This is a genomic window from Kitasatospora sp. NBC_01250, from assembly GCF_036226465.1.
Classification (GTDB): Bacteria; Actinomycetota; Actinomycetes; order Streptomycetales; family Streptomycetaceae; genus Kitasatospora.
Genome location: NZ_CP108476.1, coordinates 8,808,978 through 8,834,915, shown reverse-complemented (window position 1 = coordinate 8,834,915; position 25,938 = coordinate 8,808,978). Strand labels below are relative to the sequence as shown.

The following is a 25,938-nucleotide window of genomic DNA, read 5'->3' as shown; positions in this document are numbered from 1 at the left end:
TTTTGCAGCCAACGGCAAAAATGCCGCCTGCTGCTATGCTGCCGCCATGGGAGAACCGAAGGGGGCGCCGGGCGCGACGTCACTGCGCGAACGCTCCAAGGCCAAGCGCCGGGAGGCGATCCGGCGGGCGGGGATGCGCCTGTTCGCCGAGCGCGGCTACGAGGGGGCGACCATCGCGGACATCGCGGAGGCCGCCGAGGTGGCTCCCCGCACGGTCTCGATGTACTTCCCGTCCAAGGCCGACATCGCCCTGTCGGTGGCCGCCGACGTGGCCGGCCGGCTCACCGCGGTCTTCGAGGCCCGGCCCGGCGTCTCGTTCCTGGCGGCGGTCGACGAGTGGCTGACCGGCGAGATCGAGCACCTGGATCCGGAGCTCATGGCACTGACCGCGGCGATGTACGAGGCCAACCCCGCCCTGCGCTCACTCAGCAGCACCGAGGTCGCCGACGCGGCCGCCGTCGGCGGACCCGCCTTCGCCGCCGAGGCCGGACTCCCGCCGGAGCACCCGATGACCGCCGTGATCGGCGCCGCCGCCGGTGCGGCCATCGCCAAGTACCTGACCTCGGGCCCCGATCCGGACCTGCACGGCCCGTTCATGGCCTGCCTGCGAGCGATCACGACCGCGGCCTCCTGAGACCGCGGTCCGGCTCCGCACGGGTGCGCCGGCCCCTTGGCCGGGGCCGCCCCGGCCGCCGGGAGACGCGAAGGTCCGCCCGGGAGCAGCGCTCCCGGGCGGACCTTCGTTCCTCTCGCTCCCCGTCCGTCCTGTCCGCCCCTGGTGCGGGGCCCGCGGGCCGGTCGGCGAGGGCTCAGCCGCTCACCCTCCGGTCGCTGCCCGGCAGCCCCTGGACCAGCAGGGCCAGCAGCAGCTCGAGCGCCACCAGGGCCAGCAGGCTGAGCGTGAAGGCGTGGCCGAAGCCGCCGTGCGCCAGGCTGCTGTAGAAGAGGTTGCCGAGCAGCGCGATCCCGAGGGCGCCGCCGACCTGCTGGACGGTGGCGAGCACCCCGGACGCCGAGCCGACCAGCTGCGGGCGCACCCCGGTGAGCACCGTAGCGGTCAGCGGGCCCATCACCAGACCCATGCCGAGACCGTCGACGAACAGGCCCGGCACGAGCCACCAGACGCTGCCCGAGGTGCCGACCTCGGTCACGGTCAGCGCCATCAGGCCGAGGCCCGCGGCGATCACCACCGCGCCGAGCGCGTTCACCTGGCGGCCCAGCCGCGCCGCGACCCGCGGCGCCACGAGGGAGGTACCCAGGTAGCCGCTGCCGATCGCCATGAACAGCAGCCCGGAGTCGAGGGCGTCCAGGCCGTGGCCCTGCTGCAGGAAGACGGCGAGCACCAGGAAGAACGAACCCTGCCCGAGGTTGAAGACCAGCTGGCCCAGCAGGCCCAGGCCGGTGGCGCGGTCCCGCAGCAGCCCGAAGTCGACCACCGGGTCGGTGGCGAAGCGGCGCTGGTGCACCGCGAAGGCGGCGAACAGCAGCACCGAGCCGGCCAGGCAGACCCACGTCCACAGCGGCCAGCCCTGCGCCTGGCCCTGGATCAGCGGCAGCACCAGGGCGGTGACGGCGGCGACGACCAGCACGGTGCCCGGCAGGTCGAGTCCCTGCTTCTGCGGGGCGCGGGACTCGGGGACGCAGCGCCGCACCATCGCCAGCGTGGCCAGGCCCACCGGCACGTTGATCAGGAAGCAGCTGCGCCAGCCGAGGCCGAAGAGGTCGGCCTGGATCAGCAGACCGCCGATCAACTGCCCGAGGACCGCGCCGATGCCCATCGTCATGGCGTAGGAGCCGAACGCCCTGGCCTGCGCCGGGCCGCTGTAGGCGGTGCGCAGGATGGCCAGCACCTGGGGGCCGGTCAGCGCGGCGGCCAGGCCCTGCGCCACCCGGGCGCCGACCAGCACCCCGGCGCTCGGGGCCAGGCCGCAGGCGGCCGAGGTGATGGTGAAGAGCAGCAGGCCCAGCGCGAACATCCGGCGCCGCCCGAACCGGTCGCCGAGCCGACCGGCGGTGATCAGGCCGGCCGCCAGGGCCAGGCCGAAGCCGGCCACCACCCATTGGACGGCGGTGGGGCCGGCCCGCAGGCCGGTCTGGAGCGAGGGGATGGCCACGTTGACGATGAAGAAGTCCAGGGTGGTCATGAAGGTGGCGGTGAGCACCACGGGAAGCAGACCGCGCGGGACCGGCGCGGGGGCATCGACGCTTGGTAGCGGGCGGGACAGGGTGGTGGCCATCGGGACTCCTTCAAGAGCTGTGCCTGGAGGTGAAGCTGTGCCTGGGTGACGCTGTGGCTGGGTGACGCTGTGCCTGGGTGACGCTGTGCCTGGGGTTGAGCGGTCGCCGGCTCCGGGTCGTCGGCCCGGTTGCTGGAGGCCGGTCGTCCCCGGCTCCCCGTCGGCTTGTCGCGCCTCGTTCTTGCTGGTCATGACGTTAGGCGCGAAGCGCGACGGCCGAATCAGTCAGGCATAGGTAGGCCGCGACCGTGCCGTGCGCACGAGCAGGCCGGGCATCCGTGGATGCACCCGGCGACGCCGTCCGGCACGGCGGTGGGCCGCCCCGTCGGCGCAGGTGCGTTTGCCGTGCCGGCCGCAGCCGTGTGACGGTGAAGTGCCGTTGCGGTCGGCAGTCGCCCCCGGCCCGGGACTGTCCATCGGTCCGACCCCCCGGCGTCCGGCCTGACGAGGGAGCACCCCGTGATCGAATTCGGACCCGGAAGCGACCTGCCCGTCGCCGGTGCGGTGGCGGACGGTGCCCCGGTACCGGTGGCCGCGTATCGCGAGACCACCACGGATCTGCGGCGCGTCGGGATCGACCCCGACTTCTGGTACCCGGTGGCCGTCTCCTCGGCCGTGCGCAAGGAGGGCACCTTCGCCGCCGTCTTCGCCGGGGAGCGGATCGCGCTCTACCGCGGCCGAAGCGGGAAGGTCCACGCCCTGGAGGACCGCTGCGCGCACCGCCAGGTGCCGCTGAGCATGGGCGTCGTGGAGGAGGAGACGCTCCGCTGCTGCTACCACGCCTGGGCCTACCGCGGCAACGGCCGCATCTCGCAGATCCCGTACCTGCCCAGGGGCTGTGAGCGGCCCCCGCGCGGCGTGCGGTCCTACCCGGTGCGCGAGGCGTACGGCCTGGTCTTCGTCTTCCCCGGCGACCCGGAGAAGGCCGCCGCAGCGCCGTTCCCGCAGTTGCCGCAGTTCGGCGCGGCCACGCACCGGACGATGACGTTCTCCCGCACGGTGCGGTGCCACTACTCGTTCATGCACGAGAACCTGTTGGACATGAACCACCAGTTCCTGCACCGCAGCGTGCTGGGCAGGATCCAGCCGGAGCTGCTGGGCTACGAGGCCGGGCCGCGGTTCGTCGAGGCGCGCTACCTGTTCGTGCCCGCCGGGGGCAGGAAGGACCGCGGCGCCGGTCTGCTCTCCGCCGAGGGGCTCGGTGGACGGCAGACACCCGACGTGGTCACCATCCGCACCGAGTACCCGTACCAGACCCTGCAGGCTGTCCCCACCGGCGCCGAGCTGCCGGCGTTCTCCCTCTGGACCGCCTACGTCCCACGGGACGCCGAGCAGCGCACGTGCCACGCCTACGGACTGCTGATGATCGCGAAGCCGCCGGTTCCCGGGCTCATCCACCTGGCCTGGCCGCTCATCCGGCGCTTCACCGAGAGGGTCTTCGCCCAGGACCGGATGGCGGTCGAGGCCGAGCAACGGGCCTGGGACGAACAGGGCGAGGACCGCAACCACGAGGTGTTCCCGCTCATCCTGGAGGTCCGGAACGTCCTGCGGACCAACGGCACACCGCTTGCTCCCGAAGCCGCCGCCGAGCCCCCCGCCGTCGACGGCCCGTGCGGCGTGCACCGCGAGGGGCCGTGACCTGCTGCGCGCGAACCGTGCCCTGAAACGCGGGACGGCACCGACCCGTTGGTCGGTGCCGTCCCGGAGGTCGGGTCAGCAGAGACCGGTGTGCTTCGTGCTGCCGAACCAGACCTCGCCCTCGGTGTCGATGTTGACGTTCGACCCCGCCGCCCCCTTGGTGGCCGACGACCAGAGCACCCAACCTCCGTTGTAGAGGACGAAGTTGCCGTCCGACTGGTAGGTCGCATTGGTCGCACCGGACCCGTTCGTGTGCGTCGACCAGCACACCGAGGCCCCCGCAACCCCGTCGTTGTGCCTGTACTCGACGAGATTGCCGTCCGTCTGCAGGGTCAGCTGGTAGTGAACGTCCCCACCAATGTTGTCGGCCCAGATCGAGTCCCCGGGGTTGAGGCTCTGGCCACGGTTCAAGGCACTCATGTCGTTCGCCGAGGCGGCCCCGGACACCCCGGCCATGGCCGCCACTGCCATGGCGCCCGTCACGAGTATCTTGGTGGTCTTGCGCATGGACTTCATGATCCCGCCCTTGTCGAGTGAACTGCCATCCACGGACGGCGCCGGTGTCGGACCCTGGCGCCCCGCAGTACAGCCTCCTGGAGCAGCGATCTCGCAGCTATCCACTTCGTGACGCCGGCGGTGCGCACCTGCGGATAGCCAATCGCCCCGACGATGTGTTAGGGCCCGTCCGTCGCCCGGTCGGTGGCGCCTGAGCCGCCCCAACGATCAGCAGCGTGTCGAGGCGGCAGCCTGGAGCGGGCGGTCACCCACTGCGGTGGGTGGCGCTGGTGGCGTCGAACGTCCGCTGCAGGCGCGGGAGCAGGTCGGCCAGATCCTGGTCCCAGCAGGTGGAGTCATGGCCGCCGTCACACCGTCCCCAGCCGGCGCCACCGCCGTAGTCCACGAAGTACGGGGTCTGGCCGGCGCTCGTCAGGGCGGCGGCCAGGTGCTGGGACGAGCTCTCCATCCACCACTCCCTGACGTCCCCCGACGGTCCGTTGCCGTTGCCGACGTAGAGGGAGACGCCCATGCCTGCGAACGCCGAAGCATGCTCGGTGGGGTCGGCAGCGTTCCACAGCGAGTCGTTGTACGGCGGGGTGATCGACAGGGGGTACGGCGAGCCGAACAGCGCGTCGCTGCTGACGGCGGGCTGATAGGGGTCGTTCGTCGGATGGCAGGCGCTCCAGGTGGAGACACCGGGCACGATGCCGCTCGTCAGGACCGGAAGAGCCCCGTACCCGTCGATGAGCGAGGCGACGACCACCTCGCGCAGGACCATCTCGTTGCGCGACAGGTCGTCATCGCCCGACAGGCTCGCGACCTGACCGAACAGGTCCGGGTGAAGCTGAGCAAGGTGCAGAGCACCGAAGCCGCCCATCGAGATACCGGCGATGGCGCGGTGCTGCCGATCCGCGACGGTGCGCAGGTTCGCGTCGATGAACGGGATCACCTGGTCGATCTCGAAGTTCTCCCAGTTCTGGGAACCGGCCTGGGTGCTCTGGTCGCGCCAGTTGGAGTACCAGCTGCGGGCGCCCCCGTCGGGGATGACGGTGATCATCCCCGAGGTGTTCTTCACCGCGTTGAACTGGGGGAAGAGGGAGCTGTTGAAGTAGTCGCAGGGGTCACCCGGGGAGCCGTGGAGCAGGTACAGGACCGGGTAGCGCTTGCCCGGGCTGCTGTAGTAGTCGGCGGGCAGGACGATCCGGATGTGGTGCCCGACGCTGCTGGGGTCGTTGGCGACCTCGGGTGTCGTCACCGTGATCGTGAAGTCGGTAGCGGTGGCAGCGGGAATGTAGGGGCTGTTCAGCGACGGATCGCTCCGGGTGACCTGGGTCAGCCCGAAGCCGTCCGAGAGGACGGGCGGCGTGCTGGGGTCGGCCGGGGCGCCGGCGCCGGGGGTGAGGCTGCCTCCGGCACCCGCGGCGGCCGGGTCGGCGGATGCGGCACTGCCGGCGAAGGCCGCGAACAGCAGGCTCGCGAGGGCAGGTAGCAGAAGGCGGCGGATCGAACGCTGTGGCATCACAGGCACATTCCCTCTCTCGATGAAGCTCGACCGGACCTGCGGATCTCGCCGGGTGCGGCGGGCACCGTGAATCCCGCAGCTGAGCAGGACGTCGGTGTCCGGCCCGGCCTGCTGCGAGGACATTAGCCGTGTACGGTCAACTTCGGACAGGGGAAATCTGGACTCTTCGCTCTCTTCCGCCGGGCTGAAGGGAGTTGCGCCTCACCCGCCCGGGCGATCACTTCGCATGTCCTGCGCCACAACAGTCCGGGTGGCGCACGCCTGGGCAAGGAGCGCCAGGGCCTGCTCGGAGGAGGAGCCGGCGGGGGTCGTGCAGACGATGAGCAGCTGGTCGGGTGAACGGGCGATCGAGAGCGTCTGCTGGGTGACCGTCACCGTGCCGACGACGGGATGGTGCAGCTCGTAGGAGGCGGCCTCGCACGGCGCCACCCGGTGGTCGCGCCACAGGGCGAGGAACTGCGGGCTGCTCATCGTGAGTTCGCCGATCAGCTGCGCGAGCAGCGGGTCCTGCGGGTGCCTGCCGACGGCCAGGCGCAGGTTGCCGACCACCGCGCGCACCTTGCTCTTCCAGTCCGCGTACAGCTCCTGGCCGTGCGGGTCCAGGAACAGCATCCGGCTCATGTTGGGGCGCCGCGCCGGGTCGTCCGGGGCGAGGACGTCCAGGTGACCGGCGAGCAGGGCGTGCCCGAGGGTGTTCCAGGCCAGCACGTCGGTGCGCCGGCCCAGCACGAGCGCCGGGACGCCGTCGAGGGCGCGCAGGAGGTCGCGGGTCTCGTCGGCGAGCTTCTCGGGCCGCGGGCGGCGCACCCGGGGCGCGTGGCGGGCGGCGACGGCGAGCCGCTCCAGGTGCTCGCGCTCGTGGCTGTCGAGCAGCAGGGCGCGGGCGATCGCGTCGAGCACCTCGGCCGATGCCCCGCGGGACAGGCCCTGTTCGAGGCGGGCGTAGTAGGAGACGCTGACGCCCGCCAGCTGGGCCAGTTCCTCGCGCCGCAGCCCCGCCACCCGCCTGCGGGGCCCGAGGTCGCGCAGGCCGACGTCCTCGGGCCGCAGTTGCGTTCGTCGGGCTTGGAGGAAGGCGCCGAGCGGGCCGGGTCCGTTCATCACCCCAGTATTCGGTGCCCGGTGCTCTCCCAGCCACACCCTGCCAGGGGTAGGACAGCCCGGGAGTGGCCCACGCCCCGGCAGGCGTCCAGGCTCGGTCCCAGTCGGCCACCCACCCCACGAGGCCCTGGAGGGACCCCATGGAACAGCACCCGGAGCAGATCACCCTCGGCGAGGTCACCGTCACCCGCATCAAGGAGTTCTACGGCTCGTCCCAGCTGCCCCCGGAGGGGTTCTTCCCGGACAGCCCGGACGGCGCGTGGCAGGAGCAACGCCACTGGCTGGCACCCGACTTCTGGAACCCGCGGACGAACGAGTGCCAGACCGCGATCCAGTCCTGGCTGCTGCGCAGCCAGGGACGCACGATCCTCGTCGACACCGGCGTGGGCAACCACAAGGACCGGCCCTACGCGCCGGTGTGGAACCGCCTGGAGACGGACTACCTCGACAACCTCGCCGCCGCCGGGGTGCGGCCCGAGGACATCGACATCGTGGTCAACACCCACCTGCACATCGACCACGTCGGCTGGAACACCCGCCTCCAGGACCGGACCTGGGCGCCGACCTTCCCGAACGCCAGCTACCTGATGACCCGCCGGGACTTCGAGTTCTGGGATCCGGCCAACGAGACCACGACCGTACTCGGCCGCGGGAACCAGAACGTCTTCGAGGACAGCGTCGCACCCGTCCACCAGGCGGGACTGACCCACCTGTGGGAGGGCACGTACCGGATCGACCAGAACCTGCGCCTGGATCTCGCACCCGGGCACACCCCCGGCTCGTCCGTACTCACCCTGGAGTCCGGCGGCGAACACGCCCTGTTCGTCGGGGACCTGATGCACACCGCCCTGCAGATCACGCATCCGCAGACCAACTCCTGCTTCTGCGAGGACCCGGCGGCCTCCCGCGCCACCCGGCACAGACTGCTCGCCCGCGCCGCCGAGACCAACGCGCTCGTCTTCCCCGCGCACTTCGGCGGCCAGGGTGCCGCGCGGGTCGCACGCAGCGGGTCGACGTTCACGATCAAGCAGTGGGCGGGATTCTCGCGCCTCTCCTGACCTCTCCTGACCTCTCCTGACCTCTCCGACGGCCCTTTGACGACCCCTGTGACGACCCTCCCGAAAGGAAGTATCTCCCGTGCCCCGACAGGCAGTTCCAGTCGTCGAAACCCCGGCGGGCGCCGTGCGCGGCCTGCGTGACGCAACCGGCGAGCGCTACCGCGCGATCCCGTACGCCGCGCCACCCACCGGCGCCGGCCGCTTCGCCCCGCCCGCACCGCACCCGGGCTGGTCCGGTGTCCGCGACGCCACCCGGCCCTCCCCCACCGCTCCCCAACCGGCCCGCAGCTTCGGCCGGCTCGACATGACCCCCTACTTCGGACCGGGCTGGGTGCCCGGCGCGGAGTACCTGAGCGTCGATGTCCACACGCCCGCCGCCGACGACGCCCGGCGCCCCGTCATGGTCTTCGTGCACGGCGGCGGCTTCGTCACCGGCTCGAACCGCGCCAGGCTCTACGACGGCAGCGCCTTCGCCCGCGACGGCATCGTCCTCGTCACGGTCAACTACCGCCTCGGCATTCCCGGTTTCCTCGATCTGCCCGGTGCCCCCGCCAACCGCGGGCTGCTCGACGTGCTCGCCGCACTCGGCTGGGTGCGCGACACGATCGCGGCCTTCGGCGGCGACCCCGGCAACGTCACCGTCTTCGGCCAGTCCGCGGGCGCCACCCTCACCGGCGCACTCCTCGCCGCACCACAGGCAGCCGGCCTGTTCCAGCGGGCGATCATCCAGAGCGGCAACGGCACCGGCGCGTTCACCCCGGAACAGGCCCGACGCGTCACCACCCGGGCCGCCGCGGCCCTGGGCATCGAACCTACCGCTGAGGCGTTCGCCCCGATCCCCGACGAGCGCTTCCTGGCGATCCTGCCCGCCCTGGCCGGCCTCGACCTGCACACCGCCACCGCCACCGACCCGCTGGCCGGGCTCAGCCCGTTCAGCCTGGTGCTGCCCGTCCAGCCCGCCGACGCCCTCGCCCAGGGCCCGGCCCGCGACGTCGACCTGCTCATCGGCACCAACACCCAGGAGGGACACCTCTACCTCGTGCCGCAGGACGCCCTGGAGTCCACCACCGAAGCCGACCTGCTCACCCTCGCCACCCGGCTGCACACCCACCCGCACACCGCCCTCGCCGCCCTCCGCACCGCCAGGCCCGACGACACGCCGGGCGAACTGCGCTCGGCCCTGCTCGGAGCTGCCCTGTTCGAGACCGGCACGGCGCGCATGGCCCGGGCCCACGCGCGGATCTCGGGCGGCCGCACGCACCTCTACTCGTTCGCGTACCGCTCCACAGCCCTCGGCCGACGACTCGGCGCCGCCCACACCGTCGAACTGCCCTTCGTGTTCGACCACGCCCACCAGCCCTGGCTCCACGCCGACACCCGCCTGCTCGGCCCAGGCCCCGCCCCGACCGGACTCGCAGCCCACATCCACGGCGCCTGGACCGCCTTCGCCCGCAGCGGGGACCCGGGCTGGGCCGGCTACGACCCGCGACGACCCGCGGCGGAGATTCTGGGTGGTTGAACGTCCCCGTCCGCCCTCGCACCGCGCACCCGGGAAGCCCCGGCCCAGCCCTCCCCAGCCCAGCTGCTACGCCCAGCTGCCGTCACCGGCCGCCTGGGCAACGCCCCCCGTGGGACCGGCCGACCCGCTTGCGTCGGGCACCACTTGCTGCGGCGCGGGCGCGCTCCAGCTGTTGTCGTCCGGGTCCAGGGACATGTGGGCGACCCGGTGCACGACCCCGCCCGCAGCCTGCTGGATGGACGCACCCGCCGGTGCCACGACTCCTGCGGCGATCGCCGCGGCAACGATGAACTTGGCCGTTCCGCCGAACATGGTCTCTCCACTCGTCTTCATGCCGATGCCCCACGGGGCCACGGCGGGTGAAAGGTACGGACGCCGACCGACGAAGGCGCGCGCGAAGGGCCCGTCCGCCCCGGGAGGCGGACGGCCCCAGCAGACGCACCGTCAGCCGGTGCCGTGTCCCTGGCAAGGATGATCGAAGGACCGGCACGGGCGCTATCCGGAAATCGCCGCGGTGCGAGAGCGTCAGTGGATAGCCAGGGCTCGCCGGAGCCGGTAAGCGGCGCCGCGCCCGGTCCCCAGGATGAGCGCTACCGCTGACCGACCCGCTGCTGCCCCGTCTGCCGGGAGTCGGCCACGATCCGGGAGGCGTACTCCCGCATCCGGTTCTCGTACCGGCCGACGGCCCGCACGAACGGCTCGCCCCTGCCCGCCGCCTCGGCCAGCGCCCGGGTGAGCTCGCCGGCGTCGCGGACGGCGGTGTTGGCGCCCATCGCCAGGACCGGGCTCATCGCGTGGATCGCGTCACCGATCAGCGTCACCGGCCCGGGCTGCCAGTGCGGCACGGGGGCGGCGGTGGAGATCCGCAACGGGAAGAGCGAGTCGGTGTCCCAGTGCGCCAGCAGGCCGTGGACATCCTCGTGCCAGCCCTCACCCGTCCACCGCAGCGCGAGGTCGCGCAGCGCGGCCGGAGCGAGGGTGCGCAGCTCCGCGAAGGGGGGCATCGCGGGGTGGTCGGCCGGAGCGCCGACCAGGCAGGCGACGTAGTCGCCGACCGGGGACAGGTCCACGGGCGGGGTCAGCGCCCGGCCCGCCTCCTCGGGTCGGCGGCCGAACTCCACCGGGCCCAGGCCCAGGTGCGGCTGGCCCGGGCCGCCGGTGACGACGGTGAAGATGCTCTCGAAGACCCAGGAGGGCAGCTGTGCCCGGGTGCTTCCGTCGAGCGGGATCCTGCCGTAGACCAGCCGCAGCCCGGCGTCCTCGACCCGGGCCCCGGGCAGCAGGAGCCCGCGTACGGCCGAGTTGACGCCGTCGGCGCCGATCAGCAGGTCGGCGGTGGCGGTCCGGCCGTCGGCGAAGCGCGCGGTGACCCTGCCGTCGGCGTCGTGCCCGTAGCCCACCAGTCGCGCGCCGTAGTGCACCTGGCCGTCGAGTCCCAGGAGCATGATCTGACGCAGCGTCGGGCGGTTGAAGGCGCGCGGGCCCGACACGTCGGCAGCGGCGGAGCTGTGCGCCGCGGCCTTGTCCGCCAGGACGTCCAGCCGGCGGTTGCGGACCGAGACCCGCGCCGGGGGCGCGCCGGCGGTCGACAGGCAGAGCTCGAAGAGCGCGGCGGGCAGGCACTCCCGCAGACCGGTCAGGCCGGGTTCGTCGAGCTGGATGCGGTAGCCCTGGGGACGGGCCCCGGGGTGGGCGTCGCGTTCGTAGACGGCGACGTCGATGCCCTGCTTGCGCAGGCCGTGGGCCAGCGCGAGTCCACCCAGCCCAGCGCCAATGATGATCACACGATACGGAAAGTGCACAGTCCTCTGCCTTCGCTCATGACAACGAAGGAAGCACCGGGTCCCTCGACGAGGGACGAACACCACGTGGGGCGCCGCTCAGAAACACCATTCAGGAGCGAATTTTTCGCGCATTCCATCCAGCGCCGCCGACCCTAGCACGCCCCCGGGCGACGGCCCTTGCCCGGGGCACAGCTGGTGGGCTGCACGCGACGGCCGGCACGGCACACCCACCGATACACTGACGCCATGTCAGCCGATCCGCACCAGGGCCCCGCCTCCGACGAGCAGCCTCTCGACCTGGTCGACGAGGGTTCCCCGGACGGCGCCGGCGCCGTCGTCGACCTGACGAGCGGGACCGACGCCCCGTCCCCGGCCTGTCAGCCCACCCGTCCCGGACCGGGAGCAGTCCCCGGCCCCATGGGCGCCCTGCCCGTAAGTCTGACGGAGATCGCGACCGGGCTCGGTGCGGCGGCGACCGCGGTGAGCGTGGTCGCGAAGGCGAAGATCGAGGCCCGTGCCGAGGTGCGCAAGGCCGAGATCGAGGCTCAGGTGCGGCGCCTGGAGATCACCGAGGAGACGCGGCGCGAGCAGATGCGCCTCGACGCCGAGCGCCCGGCCTGAGGCGGGCGGGCCTCAGGACCGCGCACCGGGGCAGCGCCGTCGCTCGTTCACCGACCGCCCGCCCGGTGCCCGGCCTTCACGGCTTGTCACCGGACGCCCAGCCGCCGCAGGGCGCTCTGGTGGGTGATCCGGACGACCTCGTGCCAGAACGGCACGGCGGTCAGGTAGGTACCGAGCGCCGCCAGGACCCCGAAGGCCACGTCCACGCTGACCCGGCCCTCCTTCGCCCAGTACACGTCCTGCAGGTCGAGCAGCAGGGCGAACTCGTCGGCGATCAGCGCCGTGCCGGCCCCGTAGCCGGCGGCGACCGCGGGATGCCCGACGGCTTGCCGGTCGCCCCGCACCGCGACCAGTCCCACGCCGGCCAGCGCGGCGATGCCGAAGTTGTAGTGGTGCAGGTGCCTGCCGCCCGCCGAGACGTTCCCCCAGGGCAGCCAGCCGCCCCGGATGCCGTGCGTGATCAGCCGTGTCGTGCCGAAGGTCGCGCCGAAGGAGACCCAGGTCACCAGCAGCGAGCGCTTGGTCGGCGGCAGGTGGGTGTCCACCGCCTGCTGCCACCGCCGGACGAATCCGGCGTTCGGCACGTCACGTCGCGCGGGCTCGCCGATCGTCATGTTCCTCGCCTCTCCCTGTCCCTGCGTCCCACCGATGCCACCACTCCTCACAGCGACGTTACGGGGATGCCGCCGCGCCAGCACCCGCAGACGCGCGCCCGACGTCGAGACGCGTTTCGGCGATCAGTCCAGGAGCTCGGCACGGCGCGGCGGGTCGGCGCCCGGGCGGGTGCAGGTGAGGGCCGCGGTACGGGCTGCCAGGGCGAGCGACTCGACCACCGGAGCGGGCAGCCGCCGCGCGCCGGTGGCGGCCCGCAGCTCGTCGCGGGCGGGCACCCGCTCCCCCCGGGCGCCGCCCAGCAGCCCGGCCCGCAGCAACCCGCTGAGCAGGCCGGCCATGAAGGCGTCGCCGGCGCCGACCGTGTCCGCCACCTTGACCGGCACCGGCCGGACCCGGTGGCCACCGTGCCGCCAGAAGGCCCGTGCGCCGCCGGCCCCGAGGGTCAGCACCACGAGTGAGGGGCCGCTGCGCGCCCACCGTGCGGCCACCGCGCCGGGGTCGTGGCCGGGGTAGAGCCAGCCGAGGTCCTCGTCGCCGGCCTTCACCACGTCGCTGAGGGCCACGAGTTCCTCGACCCGCGGCCGTTCCCGCGCCGCGGGGCCCAGGAGCGCGGAGCGCAGGTTCGGGTCGTAGGAGACGGTGACGCCCGGGCGCACCGCCCGTACGGCCGCGACCACCTGCTCGGCGCCGGGGGAAAGAAGCGCCGCGATCGACCCGGTGTGCAGATGCGCGACCTGGCCGGTGGCGGCCGGGTCGGTCGCCACCGGTGGCAGACTCCAGCTGACGTCGAAGTGGTACCTCGCCACGCCTTCGGCGTCGAGGACGGCGGTGGCGGTGGACGTCGCGGCGTCCACGACCGATCCGTCGGTGAGTCGCACACCGCTCTCGCCGAGGTGGCGCCGCAGCATGCGGCCGTACTCGTCGCCGCCCACCCGGGTGGCCAGCCGCACCGGGTGGCCGAGCCTGGCCAGCCCGAGCGCCACGTTCGCGGGGCTGCCCCCGGGGACGGCGCGTCGCCGGCCGTCCGGTGCGGCCAGGATGTCGATGAGCGCCTCGCCGATGACCAGGGCCGACGGTTCCGCGCGCGGCAGGGGTGCTCGGGTGCTCATGGCGTGATGACGATCTTCCGGCCCTTGCCCGCCTGGAAGCGCCGCAGCGCGGCGGCGTAGTCGGCCAGCGGGAGCCGGTCGCTGATGAAGACCTGCGGGTCCAGCACCCCGGCGGCGAAGAGCTCCGCCGCGCGCTCGTAACTGTGCAGGACCGCCATCGAGCCGGTGATGGTGATCTCCTGGTTGTAGATCCGGTAGGGCTCGATCGTCGCCCGGGCGGCGTAGTCGGCGACGCCGAACTGCAGGTAGGTGCCGCCCTTGCCGACCCGGCCCAGGGCCTCCTGGATGGCCCGCTCGTTGCCGGTGGCGTCGATGACCACGTCCCAACCGCGCGGTCGCTCGATCTCCGCGGCGTCGGCGACGGCGTTGGTGCAGCCCAGCAGGCGGGCGGCGGTGAGCCGTTCGCTGTTGATGTCGACCACGTCCACGCTGGCCGCCCCGGTGCGCTTGGCGAGCTCCAGCATCATCAGACCCATGGTGCCGGAGCCGTAGATCAGCACGTTGCTGGCCAGCCGGCTGCGCAGCACGTCGTACCCGCGCACCGCGCAGGAGAGCGGTTCGATGAGGGCGGCGTCCTCGGTGCGGACGTGCTCCGGCAGGCGCACGCAGTTGGCGGCCGGGGCGAGGGCGAACTCGGCGGCCGCGCCCGGGACGGTGACCCCGATCGCGGCGAAGTGCTCGCACAGGTTGCTCCGCCCGATCCGGCAGTAGTGGCACTCGTGGCAGGGCAGCGAGGGGTCGACGGCGACCCGGTCCCCGATCGCCAGCTCACCGACGCCGGTGCCCACGGCGACCACCTCCCCGGCGAACTCGTGGCCCGGGACGATGGGCAGGGTGGGCGCGAACTCGCCCTGCAGGATGTGCAGATCGGTGCCGCACAGACCGCAGGCCGCCACCTTGACCACCACCTCCCGCGGGCCCGGTGCCGGATCCGCCACGGTCTCCATGGTCACCACACCGGGTGCGCTGATGACGGCGGCCTTCACCGCACCGCCCCCGAGACGATCTGACCGGTCATTTGACTGCCCCAAGCGAGAGGCCCTGGACGAGCTTGTCCTGGGCGGCGAAGCCGGCGACGAGCACCGGCACGGAGATGCAGACGGCGGCGGCGCACACCTTCGCCAGGAAGAGGCCCTGGCTGGTGACGAAGCCGGTGAGGAAGACGGGTGCGGTGCCGGCGACGACGCCCGTCAGTACCCGGGCGAACAGCAGTTCGTTCCAGCTGAAGATGAAGGAGATCAGCGCGGTGGCCGCGATGCCCGGCATGGCCACGGGAGCCACGATCCGCGCCAGCGTGGTCAGCAGCCCCGCGCCGTCGATCGAGGCCGCCTCCAGCAGTTCCCTGGGCACCTCGGCCAGGAAGGAACGCATCATCCACACCGCGATCGGCAGGTTCATCGCGGTGTAGAGGATGACCAGCAGCCAGATGTCGTCCAGCATGCCGGCGTTCTGGGCGATCAGGTAGATCGGCAGCAGGCCCGCCACGGCCGGCAGCATCTTGGTGGACAGGAAGAAGAACATCACGTCGGTCCACTTGCGCACCGGCCGGATCGACAGCGCGTAGGCGGCGGGGATCGACAGCAGCAGCACCAGCAGCGTCGAAGCCACGCTGGCCGTCAGGGAGTTGATCAGCGGCGGCCACGGGCTCACCCCGGTGCCGGCGCCGAAGAACTCCCGGTAGCCCTGCAGGGTCAGCCCGGCCCCGACGCTGGGCGGGTTGGTGGCCGCGGCCGACTCGCTGTGCAGCGAGGTGAGCACCATCCAGGCGAACGGCAGGAAGAAGAGCACCCCGCAGCCCCAGGCCAGCAGCCCGAGCAGGGCGCCGCCCCGCCGGGCCGCGGCGGCACGACGGCGCGGGGCGGACAGGGTGGTGGTCGCGGCCGTCACAGTGACTCCTCCCGGAACAGCGACGAGACGGTCCTCAGCGCGAAGGTCGCGAGGAGGATGGTGCAGATGACCACGAGGACGCCCTCGGCGGAGGCCTGGCCGTAGTCGTGGCCCTGGTAGAAGGTCTGGTAGACGGTGTAGGGCAGGTTGGCGGTACCCAGCCCGCCGGAGGTCAGCGTGAAGACCGCGTCGAAGTTCTGCACCACGTAGATGCTGCCGAGCAGTGCGGCCAGCTCCAGGTAGCGGCGCAGGTGCGGGAAGGTGAGGTAGCGGAACACCTGCCAGGTGCTCGCCCCGTCCACCCGGGCCGCCTCGACCACGTCCATCGGCCGGCTCTGCAGTCCGGCGAGCAGGATCAGCATCATGAACGGCGTCCACTGCCAGATCAGCGAGGCCTCCACCGCGAGCAGCGGCGTGGTCGAGAGCCAGTCCGGCTGTGGTGCGCGGGTGCTGCCGAACAGGCTCCAGAGCCAGGTCAGCGTGCCGTTCAGCAGACCGTAGGAGGCGTTGTAGATCGCGTGCTTCCAGAGCAGCGCGGAGGCCGCGGGCACCACCAGGAAGGGCGTGATCAGCATCGTGCGCACGATGCCGCGGCCACGGAATCGCCGGTCGAGCAGCAGCGCCAGCACCAGCCCCAGGAGCAGGCTCACCAGGACCACGGCGGCGGTCAGCAGGACCGTGGTCTTGATGGACGAGCGCAGCGCCGGATCCTCGAACGCGGCCTTGTAGTTGGCCAGGCCGCCGAAGCCGCGGTCGTCCGGCTCCAGCGCGTTCCAGCGCATGAACGAGATCACCAGGGTCCCCACGAAGGGCAGCTGGGTGACGACGATCATGAATACCAGCGCCGGCAGCAGCGGCGCCCGGCGGGACCAGGCGCCCCGCGGCCGGCGGCTCACCGGCGGGGCGCCGGGCCGCAACGCCTCCGAGGGGCGCCGGCTGCGAAGGATCGAGAGGGTGCTCAAGGGTGCCTCCGTCAGTGACCGGCGTACTTGGCGCCGACCTTGGCGGCGAGCGCCTGACTGTTCTTCAGCGCCTGGTCCACACTGGTCCGGCCCGCGATCGCGTCGCTGATCTGCTGCGAGACCTGGGTGCCCAGATCGGTGAACTCGGGGATCCCGACGAACTGGATGCCCGGCGCGGGCCGCGGCTGCACTCCCGGGTTCTGCGGATCGACGCTGGTCAGTGCGGTCTCGGTGGCCTGGGCGAACGCCGAGGCGGCGGCCACGTAGCTCGGGTTGCGGTACGTCGAGGCGCGCTTGCCGGCCGGCACCCGGGACCAGCCCAGACTCTGGCCGACCAGGTTCTCGTAGCCCTGCCCGGAGGCCCAGGAGATGAACTTCCACGCGTCGTCCTGGTGCTTGCTGGCCTTCTGCACCCCCCAGGCCCAGGTGTAGAGCCAGCCCGAACTCTTCGTCTGGTCGACCGGCGCGGGCACGTACCCGATCTTCCCCGCCACCGGTGAGTCGGAGGCCTCCAGCGAGCCGGCCGCCGAGGTCGCGTCGTACCACATGGCGACCTTGCTCTGCTCCATGTCGTTGAGGCACTCGGTGAAGCCGGACTGCGGCGCGCCCGCCTCACCGTGGGACTTCACCAGGTTGACGTAGAAGTCGGTGGCGGCGGTGAAGGCCGGCGCGGTCAGCTGGGCCTGCCAGTTCTGGTCGAACCAGGTGCCGCCCATGGTGTTGACCACGGTGGTCAGCGGTGCGATCACCTCGCCCCAGCCCGGTTGCCCGCGCAGGCAGATGCCCTTCATGCCCGGCTGCGCCCCGTCGGCCTTGGCCGCCAGGTCGGCGACCTGCTCCCAGGTCGGGTTGGCGGGCATGGTCAGGCCCTTGGCCGCGAAGACGTCCTTGCGGTACATCAGGAACGAGGACTCGCCGTAGAACGGCTCGGCGTAGATCTGGCCGTTGTACGTCAGCGCCTGCTGGATGGTGGGCAGGATGTCGCTCTGCTGGAAGCCGCTGTCGCTGCTCGCGTGCCCGCTGAGCGAGGCCAGCCAGCCGTTCTTCGCGTAGAACGGGACCTCGTAGTTGCTGATGGTCGCGATGTCGTACTGGCCGGACTGGCTGGAGAAGTCCTGGGTGAACTTGTCCCGGGCGTCGTCCTCCGGCAGCACGGTGAAGTTGACCTTGATGCCGGTGGTCTTGGTGAAGTTGGCCGCCGTCAGCTTCTGCAGGTCCTCCATCTGCGGGTTGTTCACCATCAGCACGTTGATGGCGTGCGCCTGCGAGCCGCCGCCGGCGCCACCGGCGCCGCTGCATCCCGCGAGGGTGGCTCCGCAGAGGGCTGCCAGGCCCAGCGGCACGGTGGCGCGCAGGACCGTCTGTCTGATCGTCATGGTGCGTGTTCCCTTTCTCGGCGAACCCGGTCGGGTGGGACCGGTTCGGGGCACGGGCGACCGGGGCGGCGGCCGTGCGTCCTGCGGAGACGGCGGCAGCCGCGCCACGGCCACCGGCCGGTGGCGCCCGGGGCGTGCTGGTCTTCGAACGCGGGGCTTTTCTCGGGACCGGTGCCTCAGGCCCGGACGACGTGCGGTCCCAGCAAGGCGTAGCGGTGGGCTTCCGCGCTGGACAGTTCGGTGTCGGTGACGATGGTCTCGAAGTCGCCGACCTCGGCGAAACGGCAGAAGCTGCTGGCCCCGAACTTGCTGTGGTGACCCATGAAGACCCTTCTGCGGGACACCTCGAGGGCCTTGGCCTTGACGTCGGCCACCGCCGGATCGGGCGTGGTCAGGCCGAGGTCGCGGGATATCCCGTTCGCCCCCAGGAACGCCAGGTCGATGACGAAGCCCGAGAGCATCGCGCAGGCCCAGGAGCCCACGGTGGCCATGGTCCGGCCGCGGACCCGGCCGCCCAGCAGCAGGACGGTCATGTTGGCCGAGTCGGCCACCGCCGCGGCGGTCGACAGCGAGGCCGTCACCACGGTCAGCGGACGGTCGCCCGGCAGCAGCGCGGCGAGGAGCTGCGGGGTGTAGCCCTCGTCGACGAAGACGCTCTCCGCCTCGCCCACCAGCTTGACGGCTTCAGCCGCGATCCGGCGCTTCGCCTCCACGTGCCGGGTGACGCGCTGCGCCAGGTCGGTCTCGAAGCCGGTGCTCTCGACCGGGTAGGCGCCGCCGTGGGTACGGCGGACCAGCCCCCTGCGCTCCAACTCGCTCAGGTCGCGCCGGATGGTCTCCACCGCGACGTCGAAGTCGGCGGCCGCGGCGGTGACCTCGACGCGCCCCTCCTGGCGGGCCAGGACCAGGATCCGGTGTTGCCGCTCCGCTGCCTGCATCTCCCGATCTCCCTCCGCCCGTTCGGACATCGGAAGCCCGAAATGCGCCCGTGGAAGATTTATACCCCCGTGCCGGAACGACGGACAGCTCCACGGCCGACCGGATCAGGCCCGAATCATGCCCGTTCCCGGTGGAGATGACTGCAGGTCAGCGGCACAAGCCTGCTCTGCGGCCGCTCTGCGATGCCCGAATGACCGGGTTCCGGCTCCCGATCCGGCACAACAGCGCCTGGATCGGTGCGGATCCGGTCATCCTGCGCAGGGGAAAGGCACGGTCACGGGGCTTGACCCCGGTGTCGGACACCGACGACACTCGGACCCCGATGGTCCGGGCCGGCCCCAGCTCTGGTGGCCGACGATCTCAGGACCACCTCGGGACCACTCCCGGAGACAGTACTGCGGACCTGGCTCCGGAGCGCCCGGCAGACCCACGCGCACGGCCGTGGTCGCCCGGGCGCCGGACGTCCTCATCGCACCACCAGGCTACGCAGAGCCGGAACAACGCCCCCACCCCGCGCCGGAACTCTGCTTTCTCCGAGGGAGAGACCGTCGTGGAGAACGACCGCCTGAGGGTTGAGACTCTCGGACCGCTGCGCGCCTACGCCCAGGGGCGAGAACTGCTTCTCGGCTCGCCGAAGCAACGCGCGGTGTTCGCTGTTCTCGCACTGAGGACCGACAGTGTCGTCTCCCGTGACGATCTGATCGACTCCATCTGGGGCGAGGCTCCCCCGGCCACCGCGGCCGGCATCCTGCACACCTACGTCTCCGGCCTGCGCCGCGCGCTGAAGGGTCTGGGCGACCCGCTGACCAGTTCAGGGCCGGGCTATGCGCTCCATCTCGCCCCCGGCCGGCTCGACATCAGCGTGGTCGAGCAGTTGGCGGACCGGGCCCGCCACAGCCGGGCCGGGCAGGACCCCGCCGCCGCGGTCACCGCCCTGGACGGGGCACTGGCCCGCTGGCACCCGGGCTCCGCACTGGGCGGCCTGCCGGGTCCGTTCGCCGCCCAGCACCGCACGTGGGCGGCCGAGCTGCGGTTGCGGCTGCTGTTGGAGCGTGCCGAACTTCTCCTGGAACTCGGGCAACCGGCCACGGTGGCAGATCAGTTGACGGGCCACGTGCCGGACAGCCCGTACCACGAGCGGCTGCGTGCCCTGCTGATGACGGCGCTGCGGCGCAGCGGCCGGACGGCCGACGCGCTCGCGCAGTACCACGAGCTGCGCAGGCTGCTCGCCGAGGAGCTGGGGATCGACCCGTCGGCCGAGTTGCAGGCCCTGTACGCGTCGATCCTGTCCGACAACGCCGGGGCCGGCGCCCGTCCGCGTGGCGAGGCGGTCGCACCGGCGCACGCGCCTGTCCCCCGGCCGGCGCAACTGCCGCGCGGCGTCGGCGGGTTCGTGGGGCGTGCCGGGTCGGTCCGACAGGTGCTGGACGCGGCACGCACCGCCAGCGGTGGCGGCGGGGCCGACGAGGCCGGGTGCCCGCAGATCGTGATGGTCGTCGGAGTCGGCGGGGTCGGCAAGACCGCGCTGGCCGTCCACTGCGGTCATCTGCTGGCCGCCGACTACCCCGACGGCCAGCTGTACCTCAACCTCCGCGGCTTCGACCCCAAGCACCCGGCCAGTTCCCCCGTGGACGCCCTGCACCACCTGCTCACCTCGCTGAACGCCGGGAAGATCCCGGCGGACCAGGAGGAACGGGTCGCGCTGTGGCGCAGCATCGTGCAGAACAGGCGCATGCTCATCGTGCTGGACAACGTCGCTTCCGCCGACCAGGTGGAGGACCTGCTGCCGGGCGGCGGCCCCTCCTTCACCGTCGTGACCAGCCGCAACCGGCTCAGCGGCCTCGCGGTCCGCTACGCGGCCCGCCGGGTGTCGCTGTCCCCGTTCACCGCCGAGGAGTCGCTGCGACTGCTCCGCGACGCGATCGGCAGTGCCCGGGTCGGCGCCGAACCCTCGGCGGCACGGCGCCTCGCCGACCTGTGCGACCACCTGCCGCTGGCGCTGCGGATCGCCTCCGAGCAGGTGACCGCGGGCCCCCGCTCGCGGATCGCCGACCTGATCGCCGACCTGGAGGACGTGCGGCGCCGGCTCGACGCCCTGCAGATCCCGGACGACGAGCTGTCCTCGGTGCGCGGCGTGCTCTCCTGGTCCTACGCCGGGCTCGACGCCACGGCCGCCCACGCCTTCCGCACGCTCGGGCTGTTCCCGGGCGTGGGCATCCGCATGGAGGCTGCCGCCGCGCTGCTGGACGTCACGCCGCCGGCCGCGGCGACGGCGCTGCGCAGCCTGGCCGCCCAGCACCTGGTGGAGACCACCGGCAGCAGCTACTGGATGCACGACCTGACACGCATCTACGCCGAGGAGGTGTCCCGCGGCCACGGGACGAGCACCACGCGTCGAGCGGCCCTGGAGCGGTTGCTGCGGTGGTACGTGGGAACCCTGACGCGGGACAACGGGGGCCACTGGGCCGGGCTCGCGCCCGCCGGTCCGGCCGCGGACGGCCACGGGCCGTCGCGCCTCGACGAGCAGCGGGAACGCGTGGCCTGGTGCGCACAGGAGCGGGACAACGTCGCCGCGCTGGTGCGCACGGCACAGCGGATCGGCTGTCACGAGCAGGCCTGGCAGCTGGCCCACCTGCTCTTCGACTACTTCTCCACCGCCGGGCAGGCCCGGCCGTGGGTGGACCTCCTCCTGGTCGCACTGCGCAGCGCCGAGCTGGCCGGGAACCGGCGGGCCCAGGCGCTCCTGCTGGGCGACCTGGGCGTGGCCCACACGCGACTGGGCCGTCACGGTGCCGCGGTGGACCGGCTCCAGCACGGCCTGCGCCTGCTGGCGGATCTCGACGACGACGTGCTGCGCACCGGTCTTCTGAGCAGTCTGGCCGCCGCGCTTCGGGGGGCGAAGGACTACACGGCCGCGCTGCCCCACGCCCGAGCGGCCCTGGACCTGGCGCACCGCGTCGGGTCGGGGTACCACGAGGCGCGCTGCCTCGACGTCCTGTGCGAACTGCACGCCGAAATGGGTGAGTTCGAGGAGTCGTTACGCTGTGGCAGGCCCGGCCTGACCGCGGCGCGCAGCGGGCGCAACGTGCCGGCCGAGGCCAACATCCTGATCAACCTGGGCGTGGCGGAACACGGGCTCGCCAACACCGGGAAGGCACTGCGGTACCTGACGGACGCGCTCTCGCTGTCCGAGTCGGGCGGCGACCGCTACCACGAGGCGCTGGCCCTGTTCGCGCTCGCCCGGGTGCACCGTTCGGGCCCGGCCCGGCGGGCGACGCGCGGCCTGGCGGGCCGGGCGCTGCTGCGGCTGCAGGAGCTGGGGGCCGAGGAGACCGCCGAGGTCACGGAGTTCCTGCGGGTGCTGGATGCCGATCCCCCACCGGTGACGGCCGGGCGTCCGATGCGTCGCGCCGGGGATCGGGTGCGTCGCGCCGGATAGTCCCGCCTCGCCGGTGCTGCTGCCAGATCAGCACCGCCTCGACCCGGTTGCCCGCCCCCAGGGCTCGGAAGATCCGGTTGACGTGGTTCTTCACGGTCTTCTCGCTGACGTGCAGTCGCGCGGCGATCTCGGCGTTGCGCGCGCCGCGGGACACCAGGGCCATCACCTCGTGCTGACGCCGCGACAGCGCGGCCACCGGGCTGTCGGCCCCGGTGTCCGGCAGCGCGGCCAGGCGGGGCCGGGTCTCGGGGGCCGGGTCCTCGGCCACCGACCGGCCGCCGACCTCCACCACGCTCAGCCGGTACTCCGCGCACAGCCGGCGAGCGGCCCGCACACCGGCCGGGGCGACGGGGCCGGCCACCCGCTCCGGCGCGGTCGCCACGGCGGACCGGCCGGTGGCGGCCACGGCGACCGCTGCGACCGGCCCGGGTGCCGGTCTGACGGTGACCTCGACGTAGGGCATTCGGACGATGTCGACGGCCAGGTTCTTGCTGGCGAACACCTGCCGGATCTGGGCGAGGATGTCCGGGCTGGTGATGGCGATCCGCACGCAGGTGGAACCGGCCGGCACTGGGGTGGCGACGAGTGTCATACGCCCAGCGTGGCGGAGCCGGGTTCAGACATCCTTCAGGACCGGTTCAGACGGCGTTGGGGCTCGGCTCGCCGGACGGCGCGCCCTCCCCCGACTGCTGGGCCGCTTCGGACACCTGGGCGGCTTGGGCGACCTGGGCCAGCTGGTCGAGCACCTCGTCCTCGGTGGGGACGTCGGTGCGGTCCGCCCAGCGCAGCGTCGCCACGATCATGTCGAAGAGCAGCACGACGGCCTGGACCGGCTCGGCGGCGACATCGCCGTCGGTCAGCACGGTGAAGGTCAGCAGCCCCCACACCCCGGGCGCGTCGGGGTTGGACACGTAGTACGAGACCCGCCAGGACGGTGCCTTGCGCCGGACCCGACTGCTGTCGACGACCGAGGCCACCCGCACCGCCGGAGCGCCGCCGATCTCCAGATAGGTCCCCTCGGTCCCCGCGTCGGCGAGGATGGAGGCCAGCAGCTGTTCCGCGTCCTCGCTCTCGTCCTCGCCTTCGAGGACGGTCACCAGCATCGATCCGGGCAGCCGGATGCCACTGAACTCCTGCAGCGGCAGGAACACCGAGCGAGCACTCTGCCGGGCGGCTTCGTCGGTCGCCTCGGTGAGCTCCTTGCGCAGCATCCGGCGCCACGGACCCGCCTTGTCCCGCGGCAGCGAGTCGGGCAGGTGGTGGCGGATCACGTCGTCGATGATCCGGCGGCGCAGCGTGGTGGTGTCCGGTGTGGTGGGAATCTGCACCCAGCCGTCGGGGAGGACGAGTTCGAAGTCGATCACGGCGCTCCCCCTTCGGCGGCAGCGACGAAGCCGAGGCGGGCCGGGCTCGCGTCGGCGGGAGCGCATTCGTCGGCGATCTGCTGCATCAACTGCTCGACTCCATTGCCGATCAAGGCCATCAGTCCCATCTCGAAGACGAGCGTGGTCAGCAGGACGTCGATGCCGACGCCCGGCGCGCCGCCGGTCGGCGGCACGTCGAGGCGGAGCGCGGCGTTGACGCGCGCGTAGGCGGCGCCCTCCGCGCTGCGGCACAGCGCGAACACCCGCAACCCGTCACCGATCGGGGTGGTCACGTAGTCGACGGCGGGCTCGCGTGCGTCGCCCTCCGTGCCGCGGGCCCCGACCAGGTGCATGAGGTAGTTGGGATCCCCCGCCACCGGCCCGGAGAAGTCCACGACGACCGGGACCGGCGCCCACCTGGGCCGGCCGCCCACGAACACCGCACCCCAGGCCAGCCGGGACCAGGCGGGCAGTTGGTCCGCGCGTTCCAGCAGCCAGCGGGCGGCGTCCCGTCCCAGCAGGTCCGAGGTGAAGGGGAACTCCGCCCCGGCATCGGCCGGCCAGGCCGCGCGCGCGGCGACCAGGCCCTCGCCCGTCCACTGCTCGAACAGCGCCACCAGGTGCTCGGTCCACGTCTCGCGCTCCGGCTCGCCCGCTCCGAGGGCCGGCACCCACTCCCAGTGCCACGGCAGCCGGGTCAGCGCCAGCAGATCGTCGTTCATCGTCCCTCCCTCACTCATGTGGCGGGCACCTGGCCCGGCGGGTTGACCGCGGGGATCCAGCCCATCAGACGCCCGCCGGTGTAGATGAATCCGGCACCGATGCCGAACGCGCCGTTCAGGCCGCCCCAGGCGAACCAGAGCGGCGAGATGCCCCCGAGGCCGCCCGCCTTCATGATGGCCGCGAGGTCGAGGGGGCCTTTCAGACCGGTGATGATGCTCGCGAAGTCCTTGCCGAACTTCGCCGGATCGGTCAGCAGGGTGGCCCACATGTCGCCGGCGCCCTTGAGTTGGGCCCAGGCCGAGGCCCAGAACCCGGTGTCGGGGGTGATGACGCCGAGCTTGCCCAGCACCCAGTTGGTGGCCGGGTTGTTGAACCAGTCCGACAGGTTCTGCCAGTCGCTGGCCGCGTTCGGCGCCGGCTTCGGGAGCGGCCTGGAGAAGTTCGGGACCGGGCGGCCCGGCACGTTGCCCGGCGTGTTGCCCGGCTTCGGGAGCGGCCTGGAGAAGTTCGGGATGGGGCGCGGCGTGTTGCCCGGCCCGAACGGCCGGGAGAAGTTCGGGACACCACCGCCACCTCCGCCGCCGCCGGGTGGCCGCAGCGGCACCATCTGGATGTTGTTGCCCCCCTGGGTCACGATCGGCTTGGGCGTCTTGCCGCCGAGGGCGGCGGCGGCCTTGGCACCGGCGGACAGCCCCTTGCCCACCAGCGAGACGACGGCGCCGAGGCCCGCCATGCCCAGCCCGATCACCCCGAGGACGACGTCGACGACGCTGCCCTTGCCGTCGTGGTAGAGCACGACGTTGGCGATCAGCGTGACGGCGCCGGCCACCACTCCGGCGATGACCAGCACGTCCACGCCGGGGATGAGGATCGCGAGGGCGCCCAGGATCATGCCGATGATGGCGAAGATCTGGCTGATCTTGGCCATCACGGCGTCGAGCTTGTCCTTGTAGGAGTCGGTCAGCCCGTCGTCGTACCTCCTGGCGCTGACCGCGTCGCCGAAGCGCTTGCCGGCCACGTTGAGCGCGTCCAGCGCGTTGTTGAGCCGCGTCTTCGCCGCCGTCATGCTCGCGTTCGCGTCGGACTGGGCCTTGCTCTTGTCGGTGCCCTTCTGCTGCTCCGCGGGGGTGGTGGTGCCGTCCGAGCTCTTCTGCGGATCCGGCATGCCGTTCGCCTTGGTCTGGGCGTTCTTGGCCGCTTCGGCGTCCGTCAGCGCACCGGCGGTCTCGCTGAGCCCCTGGTCCAGGTCCGGCTCGTACTTGTTGATCTCGTTGGCGACGTCGTGGTACCGCACAGCGGCCTTGCTGAGTCTGTCGTTCAGCGAACTCGCCTCGGACTTCAGCCCCTGGACGTACTTGCCGGCGAGGCTGTCGCTGTTGGTACTGACGATCTGCTGCAGCTTGGCGGTCGCGTCGTCGATGGTCGTGGCGATGAGGGCGTAGCGCTTCTGTGCCGCGACCACCACGTCGGGGTCGGCGTGGACGGGGTCCGAGTCCCGGTCCAACGGCGACCAGTCGAGATGCCTGATGCTCATTCGGTCCTCCTT

Annotated in this window: 23 protein-coding genes; 6 read left to right on the top strand and 17 right to left on the bottom strand. The window is 72.3% G+C overall.

Annotation, left to right across the window (positions count from 1 at the left end; genetic code table 11):
- Window positions 1-46: 46 nt before the first annotated feature.
- Complete coding sequence (locus OG500_RS37250) at window positions 47-634, top strand: TetR/AcrR family transcriptional regulator (protein ID WP_327071311.1); 588 nt, start codon at window positions 47-49, stop codon at window positions 632-634.
- 175 nt (window positions 635-809) lie between these two features.
- Here the strand turns inward: OG500_RS37250 and OG500_RS37245 are convergent, their stop codons facing one another.
- Window positions 810-2,237 (bottom strand): MFS transporter, encoded by a 1,428-nt coding sequence (locus OG500_RS37245; protein ID WP_327071310.1) that lies wholly within the window; start codon window positions 2,235-2,237, stop codon window positions 810-812.
- A gap of 504 nt (window positions 2,238-2,741) precedes the next feature.
- Between OG500_RS37245 and OG500_RS37240 the strand changes: the two genes are divergently transcribed.
- Complete coding sequence (locus OG500_RS37240) at window positions 2,742-3,875, top strand: aromatic ring-hydroxylating dioxygenase subunit alpha (RefSeq protein WP_327071812.1); 1,134 nt, start codon at window positions 2,742-2,744, stop codon at window positions 3,873-3,875.
- A 75-nt stretch (window positions 3,876-3,950) separates the two neighbouring features.
- On the opposite strand, the gene OG500_RS37235 is transcribed toward OG500_RS37240, so the two are convergent.
- The 3 genes from OG500_RS37235 to OG500_RS37225 all read right to left on the bottom strand — a co-directional run bounded on the left by OG500_RS37235 (window position 3,951) and on the right by OG500_RS37225 (window position 6,996).
- Window positions 3,951-4,382, bottom strand: coding sequence for a hypothetical protein (locus OG500_RS37235; protein WP_327071309.1), 432 nt, complete (start codon window positions 4,380-4,382; stop codon window positions 3,951-3,953).
- A 253-nt stretch (window positions 4,383-4,635) separates the two neighbouring features.
- Complete coding sequence (locus OG500_RS37230; protein ID WP_327071308.1) at window positions 4,636-5,892, bottom strand: alpha/beta hydrolase; 1,257 nt, start codon at window positions 5,890-5,892, stop codon at window positions 4,636-4,638.
- A 204-nt stretch (window positions 5,893-6,096) separates the two neighbouring features.
- Window positions 6,097-6,996 carry a helix-turn-helix domain-containing protein gene (locus OG500_RS37225; protein ID WP_327071307.1) on the bottom strand — a complete coding sequence of 300 codons (900 nt, stop codon included), beginning with the start codon at window positions 6,994-6,996 and terminating at the stop codon, window positions 6,097-6,099.
- A 140-nt stretch (window positions 6,997-7,136) separates the two neighbouring features.
- Here OG500_RS37225 and OG500_RS37220 point away from each other — a divergent pair, with 140 nt between their 5' ends.
- Together OG500_RS37220 and OG500_RS37215 are read left to right on the top strand one after the other, a co-directional pair.
- A complete protein-coding gene (locus tag OG500_RS37220; RefSeq protein ID WP_327071306.1) occupies window positions 7,137-8,054 on the top strand; it encodes an MBL fold metallo-hydrolase in 918 nt (305 codons plus the stop codon).
- 79 nt (window positions 8,055-8,133) lie between these two features.
- Window positions 8,134-9,573: a carboxylesterase/lipase family protein gene (locus OG500_RS37215; protein ID WP_327071305.1), complete on the top strand. Its 1,440-nt coding sequence runs from the start codon at window positions 8,134-8,136 to the stop codon at window positions 9,571-9,573.
- 66 nt (window positions 9,574-9,639) lie between these two features.
- Here the strand turns inward: OG500_RS37215 and OG500_RS37210 are convergent, their stop codons facing one another.
- Entirely contained in the window at window positions 9,640-9,906 is a 267-nt protein-coding gene (locus OG500_RS37210; protein ID WP_329587044.1) for a hypothetical protein, read from the bottom strand.
- A 257-nt stretch (window positions 9,907-10,163) separates the two neighbouring features.
- Window positions 10,164-11,357, bottom strand: coding sequence for an FAD-dependent oxidoreductase (locus OG500_RS37205; protein ID WP_329587042.1), 1,194 nt, complete (start codon window positions 11,355-11,357; stop codon window positions 10,164-10,166).
- Window positions 11,358-11,603: 246 nt separating this feature from the next.
- Here OG500_RS37205 and OG500_RS37200 point away from each other — a divergent pair, with 246 nt between their 5' ends.
- Window positions 11,604-11,978, top strand: coding sequence for a hypothetical protein (locus tag OG500_RS37200; RefSeq protein ID WP_327071303.1), 375 nt, complete (start codon window positions 11,604-11,606; stop codon window positions 11,976-11,978).
- A gap of 86 nt (window positions 11,979-12,064) precedes the next feature.
- Here OG500_RS37200 and OG500_RS37195 read toward each other — a convergent pair whose 3' ends face one another.
- The 7 genes from OG500_RS37195 to OG500_RS37165 form a co-directional block, all read right to left on the bottom strand.
- Window positions 12,065-12,592 (bottom strand): hypothetical protein, encoded by a 528-nt coding sequence (locus OG500_RS37195; protein WP_327071302.1) that lies wholly within the window; start codon window positions 12,590-12,592, stop codon window positions 12,065-12,067.
- A 123-nt stretch (window positions 12,593-12,715) separates the two neighbouring features.
- The gene (locus OG500_RS37190) at window positions 12,716-13,702 is read right to left on the bottom strand and encodes a carbohydrate kinase family protein (protein ID WP_327071301.1); all 987 of its coding nucleotides are present in this window, start codon (window positions 13,700-13,702) and stop codon (window positions 12,716-12,718) included.
- Window positions 13,699-14,688 carry a zinc-dependent alcohol dehydrogenase family protein gene (locus tag OG500_RS37185; protein WP_327071300.1) on the bottom strand — a complete coding sequence of 330 codons (990 nt, stop codon included), beginning with the start codon at window positions 14,686-14,688 and terminating at the stop codon, window positions 13,699-13,701. Before OG500_RS37185 ends, OG500_RS37190 begins: the two co-directional genes overlap by 4 nt.
- Window positions 14,689-14,716: 28 nt before the next feature.
- Window positions 14,717-15,589 (bottom strand): carbohydrate ABC transporter permease, encoded by an 873-nt coding sequence (locus OG500_RS37180; RefSeq protein WP_442789293.1) that lies wholly within the window; start codon window positions 15,587-15,589, stop codon window positions 14,717-14,719.
- A complete protein-coding gene (locus tag OG500_RS37175; RefSeq protein ID WP_442907165.1) occupies window positions 15,586-16,422 on the bottom strand; it encodes a carbohydrate ABC transporter permease in 837 nt (278 codons plus the stop codon). The genes OG500_RS37180 and OG500_RS37175 overlap by 4 nt, the downstream gene beginning before the upstream one ends.
- A gap of 140 nt (window positions 16,423-16,562) precedes the next feature.
- Window positions 16,563-17,927, bottom strand: coding sequence for an ABC transporter substrate-binding protein (locus tag OG500_RS37170; protein WP_327071298.1), 1,365 nt, complete (start codon window positions 17,925-17,927; stop codon window positions 16,563-16,565).
- A 176-nt stretch (window positions 17,928-18,103) separates the two neighbouring features.
- On the bottom strand, window positions 18,104-18,865 hold the full coding sequence (locus tag OG500_RS37165) for a DeoR/GlpR family DNA-binding transcription regulator (protein ID WP_327071297.1): 762 nt from the start codon (window positions 18,863-18,865) through the stop codon (window positions 18,104-18,106).
- Window positions 18,866-19,416: 551 nt separating this feature from the next.
- Here OG500_RS37165 and OG500_RS37160 point away from each other — a divergent pair.
- Window positions 19,417-22,305: an AfsR/SARP family transcriptional regulator gene (locus OG500_RS37160; protein ID WP_329587032.1), complete on the top strand. Its 2,889-nt coding sequence runs from the start codon at window positions 19,417-19,419 to the stop codon at window positions 22,303-22,305.
- On the opposite strand, the gene OG500_RS37155 is transcribed toward OG500_RS37160, so the two are convergent.
- The 4 genes from OG500_RS37155 to OG500_RS37140 are packed head-to-tail and all read right to left on the bottom strand — an operon-like array spanning window position 22,208 to window position 25,926.
- Complete coding sequence (locus OG500_RS37155; RefSeq protein ID WP_327071295.1) at window positions 22,208-22,897, bottom strand: response regulator transcription factor; 690 nt, start codon at window positions 22,895-22,897, stop codon at window positions 22,208-22,210. The two genes, OG500_RS37160 and OG500_RS37155, sit on opposite strands and share 98 nt — an antisense overlap.
- Window positions 22,898-22,943: 46 nt before the next feature.
- The gene (locus tag OG500_RS37150; protein WP_329587029.1) at window positions 22,944-23,669 is read right to left on the bottom strand and encodes a hypothetical protein; all 726 of its coding nucleotides are present in this window, start codon (window positions 23,667-23,669) and stop codon (window positions 22,944-22,946) included.
- The gene (locus OG500_RS37145; RefSeq protein ID WP_327071293.1) at window positions 23,666-24,391 is read right to left on the bottom strand and encodes a hypothetical protein; all 726 of its coding nucleotides are present in this window, start codon (window positions 24,389-24,391) and stop codon (window positions 23,666-23,668) included. Before OG500_RS37145 ends, OG500_RS37150 begins: the two co-directional genes overlap by 4 nt.
- A 14-nt stretch (window positions 24,392-24,405) precedes the next feature.
- A complete protein-coding gene (locus OG500_RS37140) occupies window positions 24,406-25,926 on the bottom strand; it encodes a hypothetical protein (protein WP_327071292.1) in 1,521 nt (506 codons plus the stop codon).
- Window positions 25,927-25,938 lie beyond the last annotated feature (12 nt).